Raw genomic sequence first — 14,422 nt, 5'->3', positions numbered from 1 at the left:
TCTTCCGGACTACCTTATGACTTCCCGCGGACCGACAGGAGGCCAGACGTGGCAGACCGCACACCCCCGCTCTCATTGGACGAGCTGCGCGTGCTCGTCGAACGGGAGGAGATCGACACAGTCGCCCTGGCCTTCACCGACATGCAAGGGCGGTTGCAAGGCAAACGCTTCGCGGCCCGCCACTTCCTCGACGACGTCCTGGAACACGGCACCGAGGGCTGCAACTACCTCCTCGCCGTGGACGTCGACCTGAACACCGTCGACGGCTACACCATGTCGTCCTGGGAGCGCGGCTACGGCGACTTCGCCATGCACGGCGACACCAGCACGCTCCGCCTCGTCCCGTGGAACCCGGGCACGGCGATGATCACGGCCGATCTCGCGTGGCACGACGGTTCGCCCGTCGTCGCGTCGCCCCGGCAGATCCTCCGCCGCCAGCTCGACCGGCTCGCGGAGCGCGGCTGGAGCGCGTACGCGGGCACCGAGCTGGAGTTCATGGTCTTCCAGGACACCTACGAGCAGGCCTGGAACAGCGCGTACCGGGGGATGACCCCGGCGAACCAGTACAACGTGGACTATTCGATGCTCGGCACCAGCCGCGTGGAGCCGCTGCTGCGCCGGATCCGCAACGAGATGGGCGCCGCCGGGATGCGCGTGGAGTCCGCGAAGGGCGAGTGCAACCTCGGCCAGCACGAGATCGCGTTCCGCTACGACGAGGCGCTCACGACCTGCGACCAGCACGTCGTCTACAAGACCGGCGCCAAGGAGATCGCCGCCCAGTCGGGGCAGGCGCTCACCTTCATGGCCAAGTACGACGAGCGCGAGGGCAATTCCTGCCACATCCATCTCTCGCTGCGCGACGAGAACGGCGCCCCGGTCCTCGCCGACGACGACGGCCCGTACGGCATGTCCGCCACGATGCGCCACTTCCTGGCCGGACAGCTCGCCGCGATGCGCGAGTTCACGCTGCTCTACGCCCCGAACATCAACTCCTACAAGCGGTTCCAGCCGGGGTCCTTCGCGCCGACCGCCGTCGCCTGGGGGCCCGACAACCGCACGTGCGCGCTGCGCGTCATCGGACACGGCCAGGGCCACCGGCTGGAGAACCGGGTGCCGGGCGGCGACGTCAATCCGTATCTCGCCACCGCGGGAATGATCGCCGCGGGACTCCACGGCATCGACCAGAAGCTGGAGCCGTCGGAGGCCTGCACGGGCAACGCGTACAACGGCGACGCCGAGCACGTGCCCAGCACACTGCGGGACGCGGCCGAGCTGTGGGAGCGCAGCGCGCTCGCACGCGAGGCGTTCGGCGAGGAAGTCGTCGCGCACTACAGCAACATGGCGGCCGTCGAGCAGCAGGCGTACGACACCGCCGTCACCGACTGGGAGCGCTTCCGCTCCTTCGAGCGCATGTGAGGTACGGGACTTGCAGGACGAGCACCACACGGACGGACTCCCGGTCGTCAACCCGGCGACCGAGGAACTGATCACCACCGTCACGGCCGCCGGGCCCGGGGACGTCGACGCCGCGGTCCGCCGCGCCGTGAGCGCCCAGAGCGCGTGGGCGGCCCTCGCCCCGGGCGAACGGGCCCGGCTGCTGCGCCGGTTCGCCGTCACGGTCGACGAACACCTCGAAGAGCTCGCGGAGTTGGAGGTGCGGGAGGCGGGACATCCGCTCGGGAACGCCCGATTCGAGGCGGGCAACGTACGGGACCTCCTCGACTACGCCGCGGGAGGCGTGGAGCGCCTCAACGGGCGGCAGATCCCCGTCGAAGGCGGCATCGACATCACCTTCGCCGAACCCCTCGGCGTCGTAGGCGTCATCGCGCCCTGGAACTTCCCCATGCCGGTGGCCGCCTGGGGGTCGGCTCCCGCGCTGGCGGCCGGCAACGCCGTCGTGCTCAAGCCGGCGGAGACCACGCCGCTGACCGCGCTGCGCCTCGGCGAACTGGCCCTGGAGTCAGGACTGCCCGAAGGCCTCTTCCAAGTGCTGCCCGGCGAGGGCCCGGTGGCGGGCACCGCACTCGTGGAGCATCCGCGGGTCGCCAAGATCGTCTTCACCGGCTCGACGGCCGTGGGCAAGGACATCATGGCGAGGTGCGCGGCGAGCGTGAAGCGCGTGACGCTCGAACTCGGCGGCAAGAGCCCCAACATCGTCTTCGCCGACGCCGATCTGCCGCTCGCCGCCACCGCCGCCCCCGGCTCGTTCCTCGACAACACCGGGCAGGACTGCTGCGCCCGCAGCCGCATCCTCGTGCAGCGACAGGTCTACGACCGCTTCCTGGAGCTGCTGGAGCCCGCGGTCAAGGCATTCACGGCGGGCGATCCGTCCGACCCGGCGACGTCCATGGGCCCGCTGATCTCGCACCGCCAGCGTGAACGGGTGCGCGGCTACGTGCCGGAGGACGAGCCCGCGCTGATCCGCGGCGAGGTCCCCGCGGGCAAGGGCTTCTGGTATCCGGCGACGGTGCTGGAGGGCCGTCCCGGCGACCGGCGCAGCGCCGAGGAGATCTTCGGCCCCGTCGCCGTGGCGATCCCCTTCGACGACGAGGCCGAGGCCGTACGCATCGCCAACGACTCCGAGTACGGCCTCGCCGGATCCGTCTGGACCCGCGACGTGGGACGTGCGCTGCGCGTCTCCCGGGCGGTCCAGGCAGGCAACCTGTCCGTCAACTCCCACAGCGCCGTGCGCTACACGACCCCCTTCGGCGGCTACAAGCAGTCGGGCCTCGGCCGTGAACTCGGCCCCGACGCCGTCGCCGCCTTCACCGAGACCAAGAACGTCTTCGTCAGTACGGAGGAGCAGCCGTGACCGAACCGCGCACCGACCCCGCCGGAGCAGCCGCCTCCAACTGCCGCCGTCTGACGGGCCGTACGGCCGTCGTCACCGGCGCGGGCAGCGGCATCGGCCTCGCCTCGGCACGGCGACTGGCCGCCGAGGGCGCACGCGTGGTCTGCGCCGACGTCGACGGCGAGCGCGGCAAGGCCGCGGCCGAGGAGACCGGCGGACTCTACGTGGAGACGGACGTCACCGACTCCGACCAGGTCGAGGCCCTCTTCCGTACGGCGCACGAGACGTACGGCTCGGTCGACATCGCCTTCAACAACGCGGGCATCTCGCCGCCCGACGACGACTCGATCCTCAGCACCGGCATCGACGCCTGGCAGCGCGTGCAGCAGGTCAACCTCACGTCGGTCTACCTGTGCTGCAAGCACGCCATCCCGTACATGCAGCGGCAGGGGCGCGGCTCGGTCATCAACACGGCGTCCTTCGTGGCCGTGCTGGGCGCCGCCACGTCGCAGATCAGCTACACGGCGTCCAAGGGCGGTGTGCTGGCCATGTCGCGGGAGCTCGGCGTGCAGTTCGCCCGCGAGGGCATCAGGGTCAACGCGATCTGCCCGGGACCGGTCAACACCCCGCTGCTGAAGGAGCTGTTCGCGAAGGACCCGGAGCGGGCGCAGCGCCGCCTGGTGCACGTGCCGCCGGGGCGCTTCGCGGAGCCGGAGGAGATCGCCGCCGCCGTCGCCTTCCTGGCCAGCGACGACGCGTCGTTCGTCAACGCGACGGACTTCATGGTGGACGGCGGCATCTCGGGGGCCTACGTGACGCCGCTCTGACGGACGCCCCCCCGCTGACGGACGCCCCGCTGACGGGGGCCGTCGGGAGGGTTCTTCGCCGCGGCCCCCGGTCTCGCGCTCTTCGGTGCGTTCCGCCCGGTTCCACCCGCTTCTGCCGGGCCCCGCGCGGGCGTTCCCGCCGGGCGGTGGCCATGTGAATCGTACAACTGTTGTCCTACAGTGCAGTGCGTGAGCATGACGACGCCGCCCGGCTGGTACCCCGACCCCGACCCGGCGCAGAGAGCCAACTCGCCCTCCGCGGAGCGGTGGTGGGACGGCGCCTCGTGGACGGGCCAGACCCGCACCAAGGCGGCGGTACGCGGCCCGCTCGTCGCGGGCGTCGTCGGCGCGGCGGTGCTCGTCACGGCACTCGTCGTCAGCGCGGTCCTCACCTTCGGGGTGCGCGCGGGAGGCGCCGCGCACGACCAGGCGGGCGGCGGAGCGTCCGGCAGTGAACCCGCTCCGCCCGACGGGAAGAAGGGCGGCCCCGGCGACGGGCCGGGAGCACCGGAAGGACCCGAGGGAGATCTCCCGGCCACCGGGATCGATCTGCCCGTGCTGAACGGCTGGGAGCACGACCCGTTCGGGCCGGTGGTGACGACCGGGGAGTACAAGTGCCCCGGCAGCAAGAAGGAGAGCTGTCTGCGCGGCTCGTCCTCGATCGTCGTGGCGCCCACGGACAGCCGCAGCGAGGAGGACACGGCGAAGAACGACATCGAGCGCTTCGCCAGGACCGCCTACAGCAAGGGCACTTACGGCGGCATCACCTCGCACGAGGCGGTGGCCTCCGAGAAGACGTCGGTGGCGGGCGAGGACGCGTACCGCGTGCGCTGGAAGATCGTCAACCGCACCAAGCCGGACGCCTACGTGGAGACGGTGGCCTTCGAACACCCCGACGGATCGGGCGAGATGCTGCTGATGCACACCGGCTTCGACATCGCCGATTCCGCGCCGCCGCTGAGCGACATGGACAAGCTGGCCGAGGGAGTCGAGGAGGCGGACGACGGCGGACAGGACGACCCCGGCGAGGACATCTGAAGACGCGGGCGTATGACGAGGGGTGACTGACGGCGGGCGTACGACCGGGGGTGCCCGACGAAGGCGTCGGAGACGGAGACCGCCTCGGCCGCCCCGTTCAAATGCCCCCGCCCAGAGGGGACTCAGAGGAGACTCGGCGGGGACTCAGCGGCGGGAACTCAGAGGAAGGTGCGGCCCTCGCCCCGGTACGTAGGCAGGGAGCCCGTGACGCGGTCGCCCTCGATCGCGTACAGCGTGTCGAACCGCTCGCACAGCTCACCCGCCTTCGCGTGCCGGAACCAGACCCGGTCTCCCACCGCCAGTTCGTCGGCGGCCGGCCCGAGCAGCGGCGTCTGGACCTCTCCCGCACCCTCCTGCTTGTCGTAGCGCAGACCACGGGGCAGATAGGGCTGCGGCAGCCGGTCGGCGCCGGGTGCCCCCGACGCCGGATATCCGCCGCCCAGTACGGTCACCACGCCCACGCCCGGCCTGCGTACGACCGGCAGCGCGAACAGCGCCGCGGGCCTGGCCGTGAAGGACGTGTAGTGGTCGAAGAGGCGTGGCGCGAACAGGCCCGAGCCCGCCGCGATTTCGGTGACGGCGTCCTCGGCGGCCGTGTACTGCACGCTGCCCGTACCGCCGCCGTTGACGAGCTCCAGGTCGGGCACCACGCGGCGCACCGCGTGCACCGCCGCGGCACGTCGCGCCGCCAGTTCGCGCCGGGCGGCGGCCTGCATCAGCCGCACGCCCCGCGTGCGCGGCCAGTTGCCGGGAGCGTCGTCGCCGACGCCCGCGATGTGCCCCTCGTACGCCATCAGACCGGTCAGCCGGAAGCCCTTGCGGCGGGTGATGGAGCGGGCCAGTTCCGCGAGCAGGGTGGGGGAGTGCAGCGGCGACCGGCGGGCCCCGACCCGGACGCGTCCGTCCAGCATCCGCAGTGAGGTGTCGAGTTCGAGGCAGACCCGGATCTCCTGGGTGCCGCCGTCGCGCGCGGCGTCGATCAGATCGAGCTGTGCGGTGTCGTCCACCATCACGGTCACGCTCTGCGCGAGCTTCGGATCGGCGGCGAGTTCCGCGAAGCCGGACCGGTCGGCCGACGGATACGCCAGCAGTACGTCGTCGATGCCCGAGCGGGCCAGCCAGAGGGACTCGGGGAGGGTGAAGCTCAGTACGCCGGCGAAGCCGTCGCGCGCGAGCACACGCTCCAACAGGGCACGGCAGCGCACCGACTTGCTCGCCACGCGCACCGGCTTGCCGCCGGCACGGCGCACGAGGTCGTCGGCGTTCTCGTCGAAGGCCTGGAGGTCGACGACGGCGAACGGCGCGTCCAGGTGCGCGGTCGCGCGGTCGTAGCGGGCACGGTCGGCGGCGGGACTTGCGGCAGAAGCTGCGTCGGGGCCTGCGGCGGTACTCGCGGCGGGACTTGCGCGATCCGCGCCGCGACGTGCCGCGGGACCTGCGGCGGGCCGTGCTGAAGTACGTGCTGAAGTACGGGCTGAAGTACGGGCTGTGGGTTCCGGATCGGCTTCGGGCACCCCGGCAGCTTGCCAGAGCGGAGCTGTGCGGGACAGCCCTGGCATCTGCCCGACCGGGTTGCCGGGACCACCAGTTCGCACCGTAGAGTGACGGCCGCACGCTGTCATGAGTCTGGACCAGCGGCGTGCTGTCCGATACGAACCGGCATGCCCCGAAAGGGAGTCGTGTGGGGTGGCACTGCGCGCGGGAGGGGTGCAGATGAGCACTGACGCCGACCGCACGCACTCGCCGGACCCTTCATCTGAGCCGGAACGGGACTCATTTCCCAGACGTCCCCAGGCCCCTCCCCGCCCAGCATTTCCCCCGCGCCCGTCCGCGCCTCCGCGCCGGGGCGCGTCCGTGGAGCATCCCCAGAGAGACGAGCCCAGCCCACAGATGCCGCACGACACGGAACCGGACGCGTCCAGGCCCGGCGGACCGCGGTCCCCGTCCGCCCCGTCCGCTCCCTCGGCCGCTTCCGCTTCGTCCGGAGGGCCGCGCATGCCCTGGTCCGCCTCGACGCCTCAGCCTCCGCCGCCCACCGGGGAGCCGCTGACGTCCGAGACGCTGCGGCGAGGGCCGTACGCGAGGGGCACGGACGGGCAGAGCGGCATGTCGGCGAGAGGCGGAACGGGAACGTCCGGGAGCGCGGGCGGCACCGGCGCTCCAGGCCCGGGCACTTCGGGTTCGGGCACTTCGGCTTCGGGCGCTTCCGGTCCGGGCACCTCGGCTCCGGGCGGCGTCCCGTCACCGCGCACGCCGGCGCCCCCCGCACCGCCCGGATTCCCCGGAGAGGCCGGACAGCCCGGCGGCCTCGCCGATCCGGGGCCTCCCACCTGGCAGTTGAGGCCCGTCCGCGACCGGCCCGTGCACAACCGGCCCGCGCCGCGCACCGTCGCAGCCGCCGTCTGTCTCGTGCTCGGCGTCGGACTCCTCGGCGGCGCCGCCGCCGGCACCTGGCTCACCGACGATCCCGGCCAGCAGGCGGTCACGGACGGCTCGTTCGACGAGATGCGCGCCGCCTGGCACAACAACACCGTCGACCAGCTCTTCCCCCGCGTGCTCGAAGGCAAGGGCGCCGGACCCGGCGGCGCCGACCGCCGATGGGTACGCGTCGCCGTCGCGCCCGACAGCAACTGCCGTGGCGCGTTCGACCCGTTGCTCGCCAAGGCGCTCTCTCCCGTCGGATGCAGCCGTCTCGTACGGGCGACATACGCCGACGAGACCACCAGCAACGTCATCACGGTCGGATTGCACTTCACCCGCTCCGAGGGCGCGGGCATGCGCGCGCTGCGCAAGCGGTTCGCCGTGGAGAACCTCAGCGAGCGCACCGACCTGATGCCCCGTCCGTATGCGTCGCGCGGCACGGTCTCCGCCGACTTCGGCGACGCGCAGCGCGCCAGCTGGACGATCCGGGTGCTCTCGGACGCGCCCGTCGTCGTCTACGCGGTGAGCGGCTTCGCCGACGGGCGCGTGGTCAGCGATCCGCAGCCCGCGGCCGAGGCGACGGAGAGGGGCGAGACATCCGCCGCGGCGCAGGCCGGACTCGGCCACGACGCACAGGGCATCGCGGACCGCATCGAGCAGCGGCTGCGCAGCGCGGCGGAAGCAGAGGACGAGTGATGACGTACACCCGCAACACGGACACCGGTGCCGAGGGCGGCCGTCCTGCGGGGAGGGGGCCTGCGGGCACCCGCCGGAACGGCGCGCGCGACCGGTCCCGTTCCGTGCGCGCCGCCCGCCCGCGGCGGGTCACGACCGAGGGCGGGCGCCCGCGGCGAGTCACGGCCGCGCTCGCCGCCGCGCTCGGACTCCTCCTGACGGTCCCGGCCGCCGGAAGCGCCGACGCGGCGGACGGCGAGGGCATCCAGCGGCAGCAGTGGGGCCTGAAGGCGATCCACGCGCCGGACGCCTGGAAGACCACCAAGGGCAGGGGCATCACGGTCGCCGTGCTCGACACCGGCGTCGACCCCGGCCACCCCGATCTGAAGGGCACCGTCCACGGCGGCAAGGACTTCATCGGCATGGGCGCGAAGAAGGGCGACCGCGCCTGGGCCCGTCACGGCACGGCCATGGCGGGCATCATCGCGGGCCACGGACACGGCAAGGGCGGCAAGCTCGGCGTGCTCGGCGTCGCCCCGGACGCGAAGATCATGCCCGTACGGGTCCTGCTGGAGGACAGCGACCCGGAGCGCAAGGAGGCCCGCAACCGGCGTCCCACCGCACTCGCCGCCGGGATCCGCTGGGCCGCCGACCACGGCGCCGATGTCATCAACCTCTCCCTGGGAGACGACAGCAGCTCCGCCCACCCCGAACCCGGCGAGGACGCCGCGGTCCGCTACGCGCAGCGCAAGGGCGCCGTCGTCGTGGCCTCCGCGGGCAACGGCGGTGAGGAGGGCGACCACGTCTCCTATCCGGCGGCCTACCCCGGCGTGGTCGCGGTCACGGCCGTCGACCGTCACGGGGCGCGCGCCTCGTTCTCCACCCGGCGCTGGTATGCGACGGTCGCGGCCCCCGGGAAGCAGGTCATGATCGCCGACCCGGACCGGCAGTACTACGAGGGGTGGGGCACCAGCGCGGCCTCGGCCTTCGCCTCCGGCGCGGTGGCTCTCGTACGGGCGGCACACCCCGACCTCAGCCCCGCGCAGATCAAGGAGCTGATGTCGGACACCGCCCGGCACACCCCCGAAGGGGGGCGCAGCGACGCGCTCGGCACGGGCGTCGTCGACCCGGCGGCTGCCATCGAGACGGGCTCGAACATCAAGCCCCGCAAGCAGGAGCCCAGCAACCCGCCGTACCGGAGCGAGTTCTTCGGCACCGGTCCCGACGACGGACCGAGCGCCGGGTGGCTGGCGACCATCGCCGCCGTACTGGGCCTGCTGCTGATCGGCGGCGCGGTGGCGGTGCACAAGGGCGTGAACCTGGAGACCCTGCGCGGCATCCGCTCCGGGCTGCCCCGCGACTGAGGCTCCGGCGAGGGTACGGACGACCGCGGCAGGGACGGCGCGATCCGGACGGTGGCGGTACGGATCGAGCGGTACGGATCCAGCGGTACGGATCGCGCGTTGCGGACGTCGGCGGTGCCGCCGTGCCTCCACGGGAAGCGGTGCATCCCGCGGAGGCCCGGGCCCATGGCCCCGCCGCCGGGAGGCTCCGGCCCGGAACTAAGCTCACGTTCGTGGCGCTCAAGAACATCCCCGACCCCGGCTTCGCCGACGACACCGGCGCGGCCGATCCCGCCCTCGCCGAGGCGCTGGCCGCCTGGCGGTCCGCGCCCGGGGAACCGGGTGCCGAACGGCGCGTCCTGGAGGCGCTCGCAGGTGCCCGGCTGCTGGTGCCCGTCGTGGCCGTGCTCGGCGAGAGCCACGTCGACGAGTCGGGACTGCGCCGCGAGAAGACCAGCGACATGGCCGTGCCGACGCTCACCTCTCCCGGAGGGCGCCGCGCGCTGCCCGCCTTCACCAGCACCGACGCCCTCGCCCGCTGGAACGCGCAGGCCCGCCCCGTGGCGGTGCCGCTGCACCAGGCGCTCCAGGCGCTCGCTCACGAGCAGGCCGACACCCTCGTACTGGATCTCGCCGGGCCCGTGACGTTCCAGGTCACCGGTCCCGCGCTGCGCGCGCTCGCCGAGGGCCGCACCGCTACCGACGCCGCGGCCGACCCGCAGGTCACGGCTGCCCTGCGCACGCTGCTCGCCGGCCGCCCGGAGGTGGCGGGCGCGCATCTCGCGCCGGGCGGCCCCGGCTCCGACGGCACCCTCGCCCTGACGCTGACCGACGCCGCGGCGGCCGACCCAGGGACCGCCGCCGCGACGGTACGCGGACTCGCGGAAGCGCTCGCCTCCGACGAGGCCCTGCGCTCCCGCCTCGTACGCGGCCTGGAGCTGGCCCTGCTCCCGCCAGGCACCGCACTGCCCGAAGGCGCCCTCTACCGGCGCTGACCGTCCGGTCCGGCACCGGCGACCGGGCGCTGACCCGTCAGGTACGGCCCGTGCCCGCCGCGCACCCGTGGCGTCCCCGCTCGACATGCGAGCCCGGCACGCGCGGCGGAGGATGGTGGACGACCCATCCCGACGTGTCAGGAGTGCCATGCAGACCGAGACGGAGCTGCAGACCACTGCGGCGGAATTCCTGGGAACCCTGGTGCTCGTCTTCTTCGGGGTGGGTGCCACGGTGCTGGCGGGCGAGTACATCGGGACGCTGGGCATCGCCCTCACGTTCGGCTTCACGCTGCTCGCCGTCGCATACCTCTTCGGGCCGGTGTCGGGCGCCCACGTGAACCCGGCGGTCACCCTCGGCATGCTGGCGGCCAAGCGCCTGGACGTGCACACCGCCGTCAAGTACTGGATCGCCCAGCTCGCCGGAGCCATCGCCGGCGCCGCGCTCCTCTTCCTGCTCGCCAAGCAGGTCCCCGGTCTGAAGACCAGCGAGAGCTTCGGCACCAACGGCTTCGGCGACCGCTCCGCCGTGCAGATCAACCTCGGCGGCGCCTTCCTCGCCGAGCTGCTGATGACCGCGCTGCTCGTCTACGTCTACCTGTGCATGACGCACCGGATCACCATCGCGGGCTTCGGCGGCATCCCCATCGGTCTGACGCTGGCGGTGGTCAGCCTGATCGGCATCCCGCTCACGGGCGCCTCGGTCAACCCGGCCCGCAGCCTGGGCCCGGCGATCTTCGCAGGCGGCGCCGCGCTGACCCAGTTCTGGCTCTTCCTCGTCGCGCCGCTCGTGGGCGGACTGCTGGCCGCGGCGATGCACCGCGTCACGCACCCGCCCGCGGGCGCCGACCTGCACCGCAACCTCCAGCCCACGGGCTCGCCGCGCTAGGCGCACCGCCCCCGCCTCTGCCTCAGCTGAACACCGGCCCCGTGAACTTCTCACCGGGGCCCTGACCCGGCTCGTCCGGTACGGCCGACGCCTCGCGGAAGGCCAGTTGCAGCGACTTCAGCCCGTCCCGCAGCGGCGCCGCGTGGTACGTGCCGATCTCCGTAGTGCTCGCGGTGACGAGTCCCGCCAGGGAGTGGATGAGCTTCCGCGCCTCGTCCAGGTCACGGTGGTCCTCCCCGCCCTCGGACAGCCCGAGGTTCACCGCCGCCGAGCTCATCAGGTGCACCGCGACGGTGGTGATCACCTCGACCGCCGGTACGTCCGCGATGTCGCGGGTCATGCTGTCGAAGTCCGGGCCGCCCGCCGCACCGGGAGCGCGGTCGCCCGGGATCTGGGGGCCGTTGGAAGCTGAGTCGCTCATGCGTGCCACCCTAGGCCCCGCCCGCGTCGCGCCGCCCCCGCCCGCCGCCCGGACCCCGTACCGCCCCGGTGGGGAGCGTTCGCGGCCCCTGGTATGCTGGGACATCGACCGGCTGGAGAGCAGTTGTCTCCAGCCCGCAAGTGGAGGCTCCGATCTCCCACCTGACGGCCCTCGGGGCCGCGGGTCAACGGTCAGGCTGCGCCCCGCGGATCTCGCGTCGGTGCTCCAGGTCTTTGAGGAGCCACCGCCTGTGTCCGTCAGGGGCGTTTTCTGCGCCTTGGCGCGGTGGTCACACAGACGACATCACTTGCGCGGCCGTCCGCCAGACCGCCGCGCCGTGTACCCGAGGAGGCCCCATCAGCGCCGAGCCCCGCATCAACGACCGGATTCGCGTCCCTGAGGTGCGACTCGTCGGTCCCAGTGGCGAGCAGGTCGGCATCGTGCCGCTTGCCAAGGCCCTGGAGCTCGCACAGGAATACGACCTCGACCTGGTCGAGGTGGCCGCGACGGCCCGCCCGCCGGTGTGCAAGCTCATGGACTACGGAAAGTTCAAGTACGAGTCGGCCATGAAGGCCCGTGAAGCGCGTAAGAACCAGGCGCACACGGTCATCAAGGAGATGAAGCTCCGGCCGAAGATCGATCCGCACGACTACGACACCAAGAAGGGTCACGTCGTCCGGTTCCTCAAGCAGGGTGACAAGGTCAAGATCACGATCATGTTCCGTGGACGTGAGCAGTCCCGGCCCGAGCTGGGCTTCCGTCTGCTTCAGCGGCTCGCGGACGACGTCGCCGACCTGGGCTTCGTGGAATCCAACCCGAAGCAGGACGGGCGCAACATGATCATGGTGCTCGGTCCGCACAAGAAGAAGACCGAGGCGATGGCCGAGGCCCGCGAGGCGCAGGCCGCCCGCAAGGCCGGCCGCCAGCAGGAGAGCAACCCCGCCGAGGAGCCCGCCGAGGCGTGAGCCCTCCGGGGGCTTCCTGCCTCGGGACACCCAGGACAACCCGTACAAGCGACAGACGGCGCCTGCGCCGGCCGGAACGAGCCGGGCGAGGGCGTCACCGACGAGGAGTGAACGGCGACATGCCCAAGAACAAGACGCACAGTGGTGCCCGTAAGCGCTTCAAGATCACCGGCTCCGGCAAGGTGATGCGCCAGCGTGCCGGTCGCCGCCACCTTCTCGAGCACAAGCCGTCCACGTTGACGCGCCGCCTGGCCGGCAAGACCGAGATGGCCCCGGCCGACGCCAAGAAGGCCAAGAAGCTTCTCGGCAAGTAAGGCCGGTTCGACCGGGACCCAATCGATTCGGGCTGGGTGGTCGTCCCACCAGACCGGCCCCGTGTACCAAGGAGTTATCAAGTGGCACGCGTCAAGCGGTCAGTCAACGCACACAAGAAGCGCCGGGCGATCCTGGAGCAGGCCAGCGGCTACCGCGGCCAGCGCTCGCGTCTGTACAGGAAGGCGAAGGAGCAGGTCACCCACTCCTACGTCTACAACTACAACGACCGCAAGCGGCGCAAGGGCGACTTCCGCCAGCTGTGGATCCAGCGGATCAACGCCGCGGCCCGCGCCAACGGCATCACCTACAACCGCTTCATCCAGGGTCTGAAGGCCGCCAACATCGAGGTGGACCGCAAGATCCTGGCCGACCTCGCGGTCAACGACGCCGGTGCCTTCACCGCGCTCGTCGAGGCTGCTCAGAAGGCGCTGCCGAGCGACGTCAACGCTCCGAAGGCCGCCTGAAGCACACCGCAGGCATGACGCACGGCAGCGGACCCGCGGGCATCACCGCCCGCGGGTCCGCTGCCGTGCGTCATGCAAGGTCACGAACCGGGAAGTGAGCAGCCGCACATGGGCACCCCCGACCCCGATCCGATCTCGCCGCGCTCGGCGCGGGTCGCCGCGGCGCGGCGGCTGCTGCGGCGCAACTTCCGCGCGAAGGACCGCCGTTTCCTCGCGGAGGGGCCGCAGGCGGTACGGGAGGCCGTCGGTGCGCGAGCCGGCGGCGGCACGGGGAGCGGCACGGGCGGCGGGGCGGAAGACGGTACGGGCGGCGGCGCTCCGGTCCTCGTCGAGCTGTTCGCGACGCCGGAGGCCGCGGACCGCCATGCGGGGATGGTCGGGAAGGCCAGGGAGTCGGGCGTACGCGTACACCTCGCCGATCCGCAGACCCTGGACGGAATGACGCAGACCGTCAGCCCGCAGGGACTCGTCGGGGTGTGCCGCTTCACCGACTCCCCGCTGGAGGACGTACTCGCCGCCCGTCCGCGTCTCGTGGCGGTCCTCGCCCACGTACGCGATCCGGGCAACGCGGGCACCGTGCTGCGCTGCGCGGACGCCGCCGGGGCCGACGCCGTGGTCCTCACCGACGCGTCCGTGGATCTGTACAACCCCAAGACGGTGCGGGCTTCGGCGGGTTCGCTCTTCCATCTGCCCGTGGCCGTCGGCGTCTCCGCCGCCGCGGCGGCCGAAGGGCTGCGTGCCGCCGGCGTACGGCTGCTGGCCGCCGACGGCGCGGGGGAGCGGGACCTCGACGACGAACTCGACGCCGGGACCATGAGCGGCCCCACCGCCTGGATCTTCGGCAACGAGGCGTGGGGCCTGCCGGAGGAGACCCGCGCACTGGCCGACGAAGTGGTGCGGGTGCCGATCCACGGCCGGGCGGAGAGCCTCAATCTGGCGACCGCGGCCGCCGTGTGCCTGTACGCCTCGGGCCGCGCGCAGCGCGGCACCGGCCGGTCGCCCGCGCGATGAGCCGTGCGCCCCGGCGCGCGCCCGGGGCGCGTCGCGCCGCCTGCCGTGCGGCTTCCGCTCCACGTCACGGGGAGGGACAGGCGGATGGTGCACTAGTAGGGTGGCCGGGCCCGGGGGTGGAGCCAGTTCGGGCCGGTGGACCGGTGCTGCCAGACAAGGGGGTGCGGCGGGATGAATGTGTGGGCGGACCGCGCGCAGCCGCGTGGTGCCCCGTCCCCGTCGGCGCCCCCGCAGTCCCCACCCTCCGCGGGCGGCACCGGGAATCAGCCT

At 72.6% G+C, this 14,422-nt stretch carries 14 protein-coding genes; 12 read left to right on the top strand and 2 right to left on the bottom strand.

Annotated features, from left to right (window positions below):
• Positions 1–48: 48 nt before the first annotated feature.
• The 4 genes from HCC61_RS21315 to HCC61_RS21300 all read left to right on the top strand — a co-directional run bounded on the left by HCC61_RS21315 (position 49) and on the right by HCC61_RS21300 (position 4,656).
• Complete coding sequence (locus HCC61_RS21315) at positions 49–1,416, top strand: glutamine synthetase family protein (protein ID WP_169137696.1); 1,368 nt, start codon at positions 49–51, stop codon at positions 1,414–1,416.
• 10 nt (positions 1,417–1,426) lie between these two features.
• Positions 1,427–2,812, top strand: coding sequence for an aldehyde dehydrogenase family protein (locus tag HCC61_RS21310; protein ID WP_169137694.1), 1,386 nt, complete (start codon positions 1,427–1,429; stop codon positions 2,810–2,812).
• Entirely contained in the window at positions 2,809–3,618 is an 810-nt protein-coding gene (locus HCC61_RS21305; protein ID WP_169137692.1) for a 3-oxoacyl-ACP reductase, read from the top strand. The genes HCC61_RS21310 and HCC61_RS21305 overlap by 4 nt, the downstream gene beginning before the upstream one ends.
• A gap of 195 nt (positions 3,619–3,813) precedes the next feature.
• The gene (locus HCC61_RS21300; protein WP_240969175.1) at positions 3,814–4,656 is read left to right on the top strand and encodes a DUF2510 domain-containing protein; all 843 of its coding nucleotides are present in this window, start codon (positions 3,814–3,816) and stop codon (positions 4,654–4,656) included.
• Between the two features lie 158 nt (positions 4,657–4,814).
• Here the strand turns inward: HCC61_RS21300 and HCC61_RS21295 are convergent, their stop codons facing one another.
• Positions 4,815–5,966: an alanine racemase gene (locus HCC61_RS21295; protein ID WP_169138109.1), complete on the bottom strand. Its 1,152-nt coding sequence runs from the start codon at positions 5,964–5,966 to the stop codon at positions 4,815–4,817.
• Positions 5,967–6,651: 685 nt separating this feature from the next.
• Between HCC61_RS21295 and HCC61_RS21290 the strand changes: the two genes are divergently transcribed.
• From HCC61_RS21290 to HCC61_RS21275, 4 genes are all read left to right on the top strand, one after another.
• Complete coding sequence (locus tag HCC61_RS21290; protein WP_240969164.1) at positions 6,652–7,773, top strand: hypothetical protein; 1,122 nt, start codon at positions 6,652–6,654, stop codon at positions 7,771–7,773.
• Positions 7,773–9,116: a type VII secretion-associated serine protease mycosin gene (gene mycP / locus HCC61_RS21285; protein WP_169137688.1), complete on the top strand. Its 1,344-nt coding sequence runs from the start codon at positions 7,773–7,775 to the stop codon at positions 9,114–9,116. Before HCC61_RS21290 ends, mycP begins: the two co-directional genes overlap by 1 nt.
• Positions 9,117–9,328: 212 nt before the next feature.
• The gene (locus tag HCC61_RS21280) at positions 9,329–10,090 is read left to right on the top strand and encodes an SseB family protein (RefSeq protein ID WP_169137686.1); all 762 of its coding nucleotides are present in this window, start codon (positions 9,329–9,331) and stop codon (positions 10,088–10,090) included.
• A gap of 148 nt (positions 10,091–10,238) precedes the next feature.
• Entirely contained in the window at positions 10,239–10,976 is a 738-nt protein-coding gene (locus HCC61_RS21275) for an MIP family channel protein (RefSeq protein WP_169137684.1), read from the top strand.
• Positions 10,977–10,998: 22 nt separating this feature from the next.
• Here HCC61_RS21275 and HCC61_RS21270 read toward each other — a convergent pair whose 3' ends face one another.
• On the bottom strand, positions 10,999–11,316 hold the full coding sequence (locus tag HCC61_RS21270; protein ID WP_169138105.1) for a DUF1844 domain-containing protein: 318 nt from the start codon (positions 11,314–11,316) through the stop codon (positions 10,999–11,001).
• A 383-nt stretch (positions 11,317–11,699) separates the two neighbouring features.
• Between HCC61_RS21270 and infC the strand changes: the two genes are divergently transcribed.
• From infC to HCC61_RS21250, 4 genes are all read left to right on the top strand, one after another.
• A complete protein-coding gene (gene infC / locus HCC61_RS21265) occupies positions 11,700–12,362 on the top strand; it encodes a translation initiation factor IF-3 (RefSeq protein WP_169138103.1) in 663 nt (220 codons plus the stop codon).
• 119 nt (positions 12,363–12,481) lie between these two features.
• A complete protein-coding gene (gene rpmI, locus HCC61_RS21260) occupies positions 12,482–12,676 on the top strand; it encodes a 50S ribosomal protein L35 (protein ID WP_070018614.1) in 195 nt (64 codons plus the stop codon).
• A gap of 81 nt (positions 12,677–12,757) precedes the next feature.
• Entirely contained in the window at positions 12,758–13,141 is a 384-nt protein-coding gene (rplT, locus tag HCC61_RS21255) for a 50S ribosomal protein L20 (protein WP_028436556.1), read from the top strand.
• A 108-nt stretch (positions 13,142–13,249) separates the two neighbouring features.
• The gene (locus tag HCC61_RS21250; protein ID WP_169137682.1) at positions 13,250–14,152 is read left to right on the top strand and encodes an RNA methyltransferase; all 903 of its coding nucleotides are present in this window, start codon (positions 13,250–13,252) and stop codon (positions 14,150–14,152) included.
• Positions 14,153–14,422: the final 270 nt, after the last annotated feature.

This window comes from Streptomyces sp. HNM0575 (assembly GCF_012726265.1).
Taxonomy (GTDB): domain Bacteria; phylum Actinomycetota; class Actinomycetes; order Streptomycetales; family Streptomycetaceae; genus Streptomyces.
The sequence above is the reverse complement of the archived record's forward strand: the minus strand, read 5'-3'. Positions and strand labels throughout refer to the sequence as shown.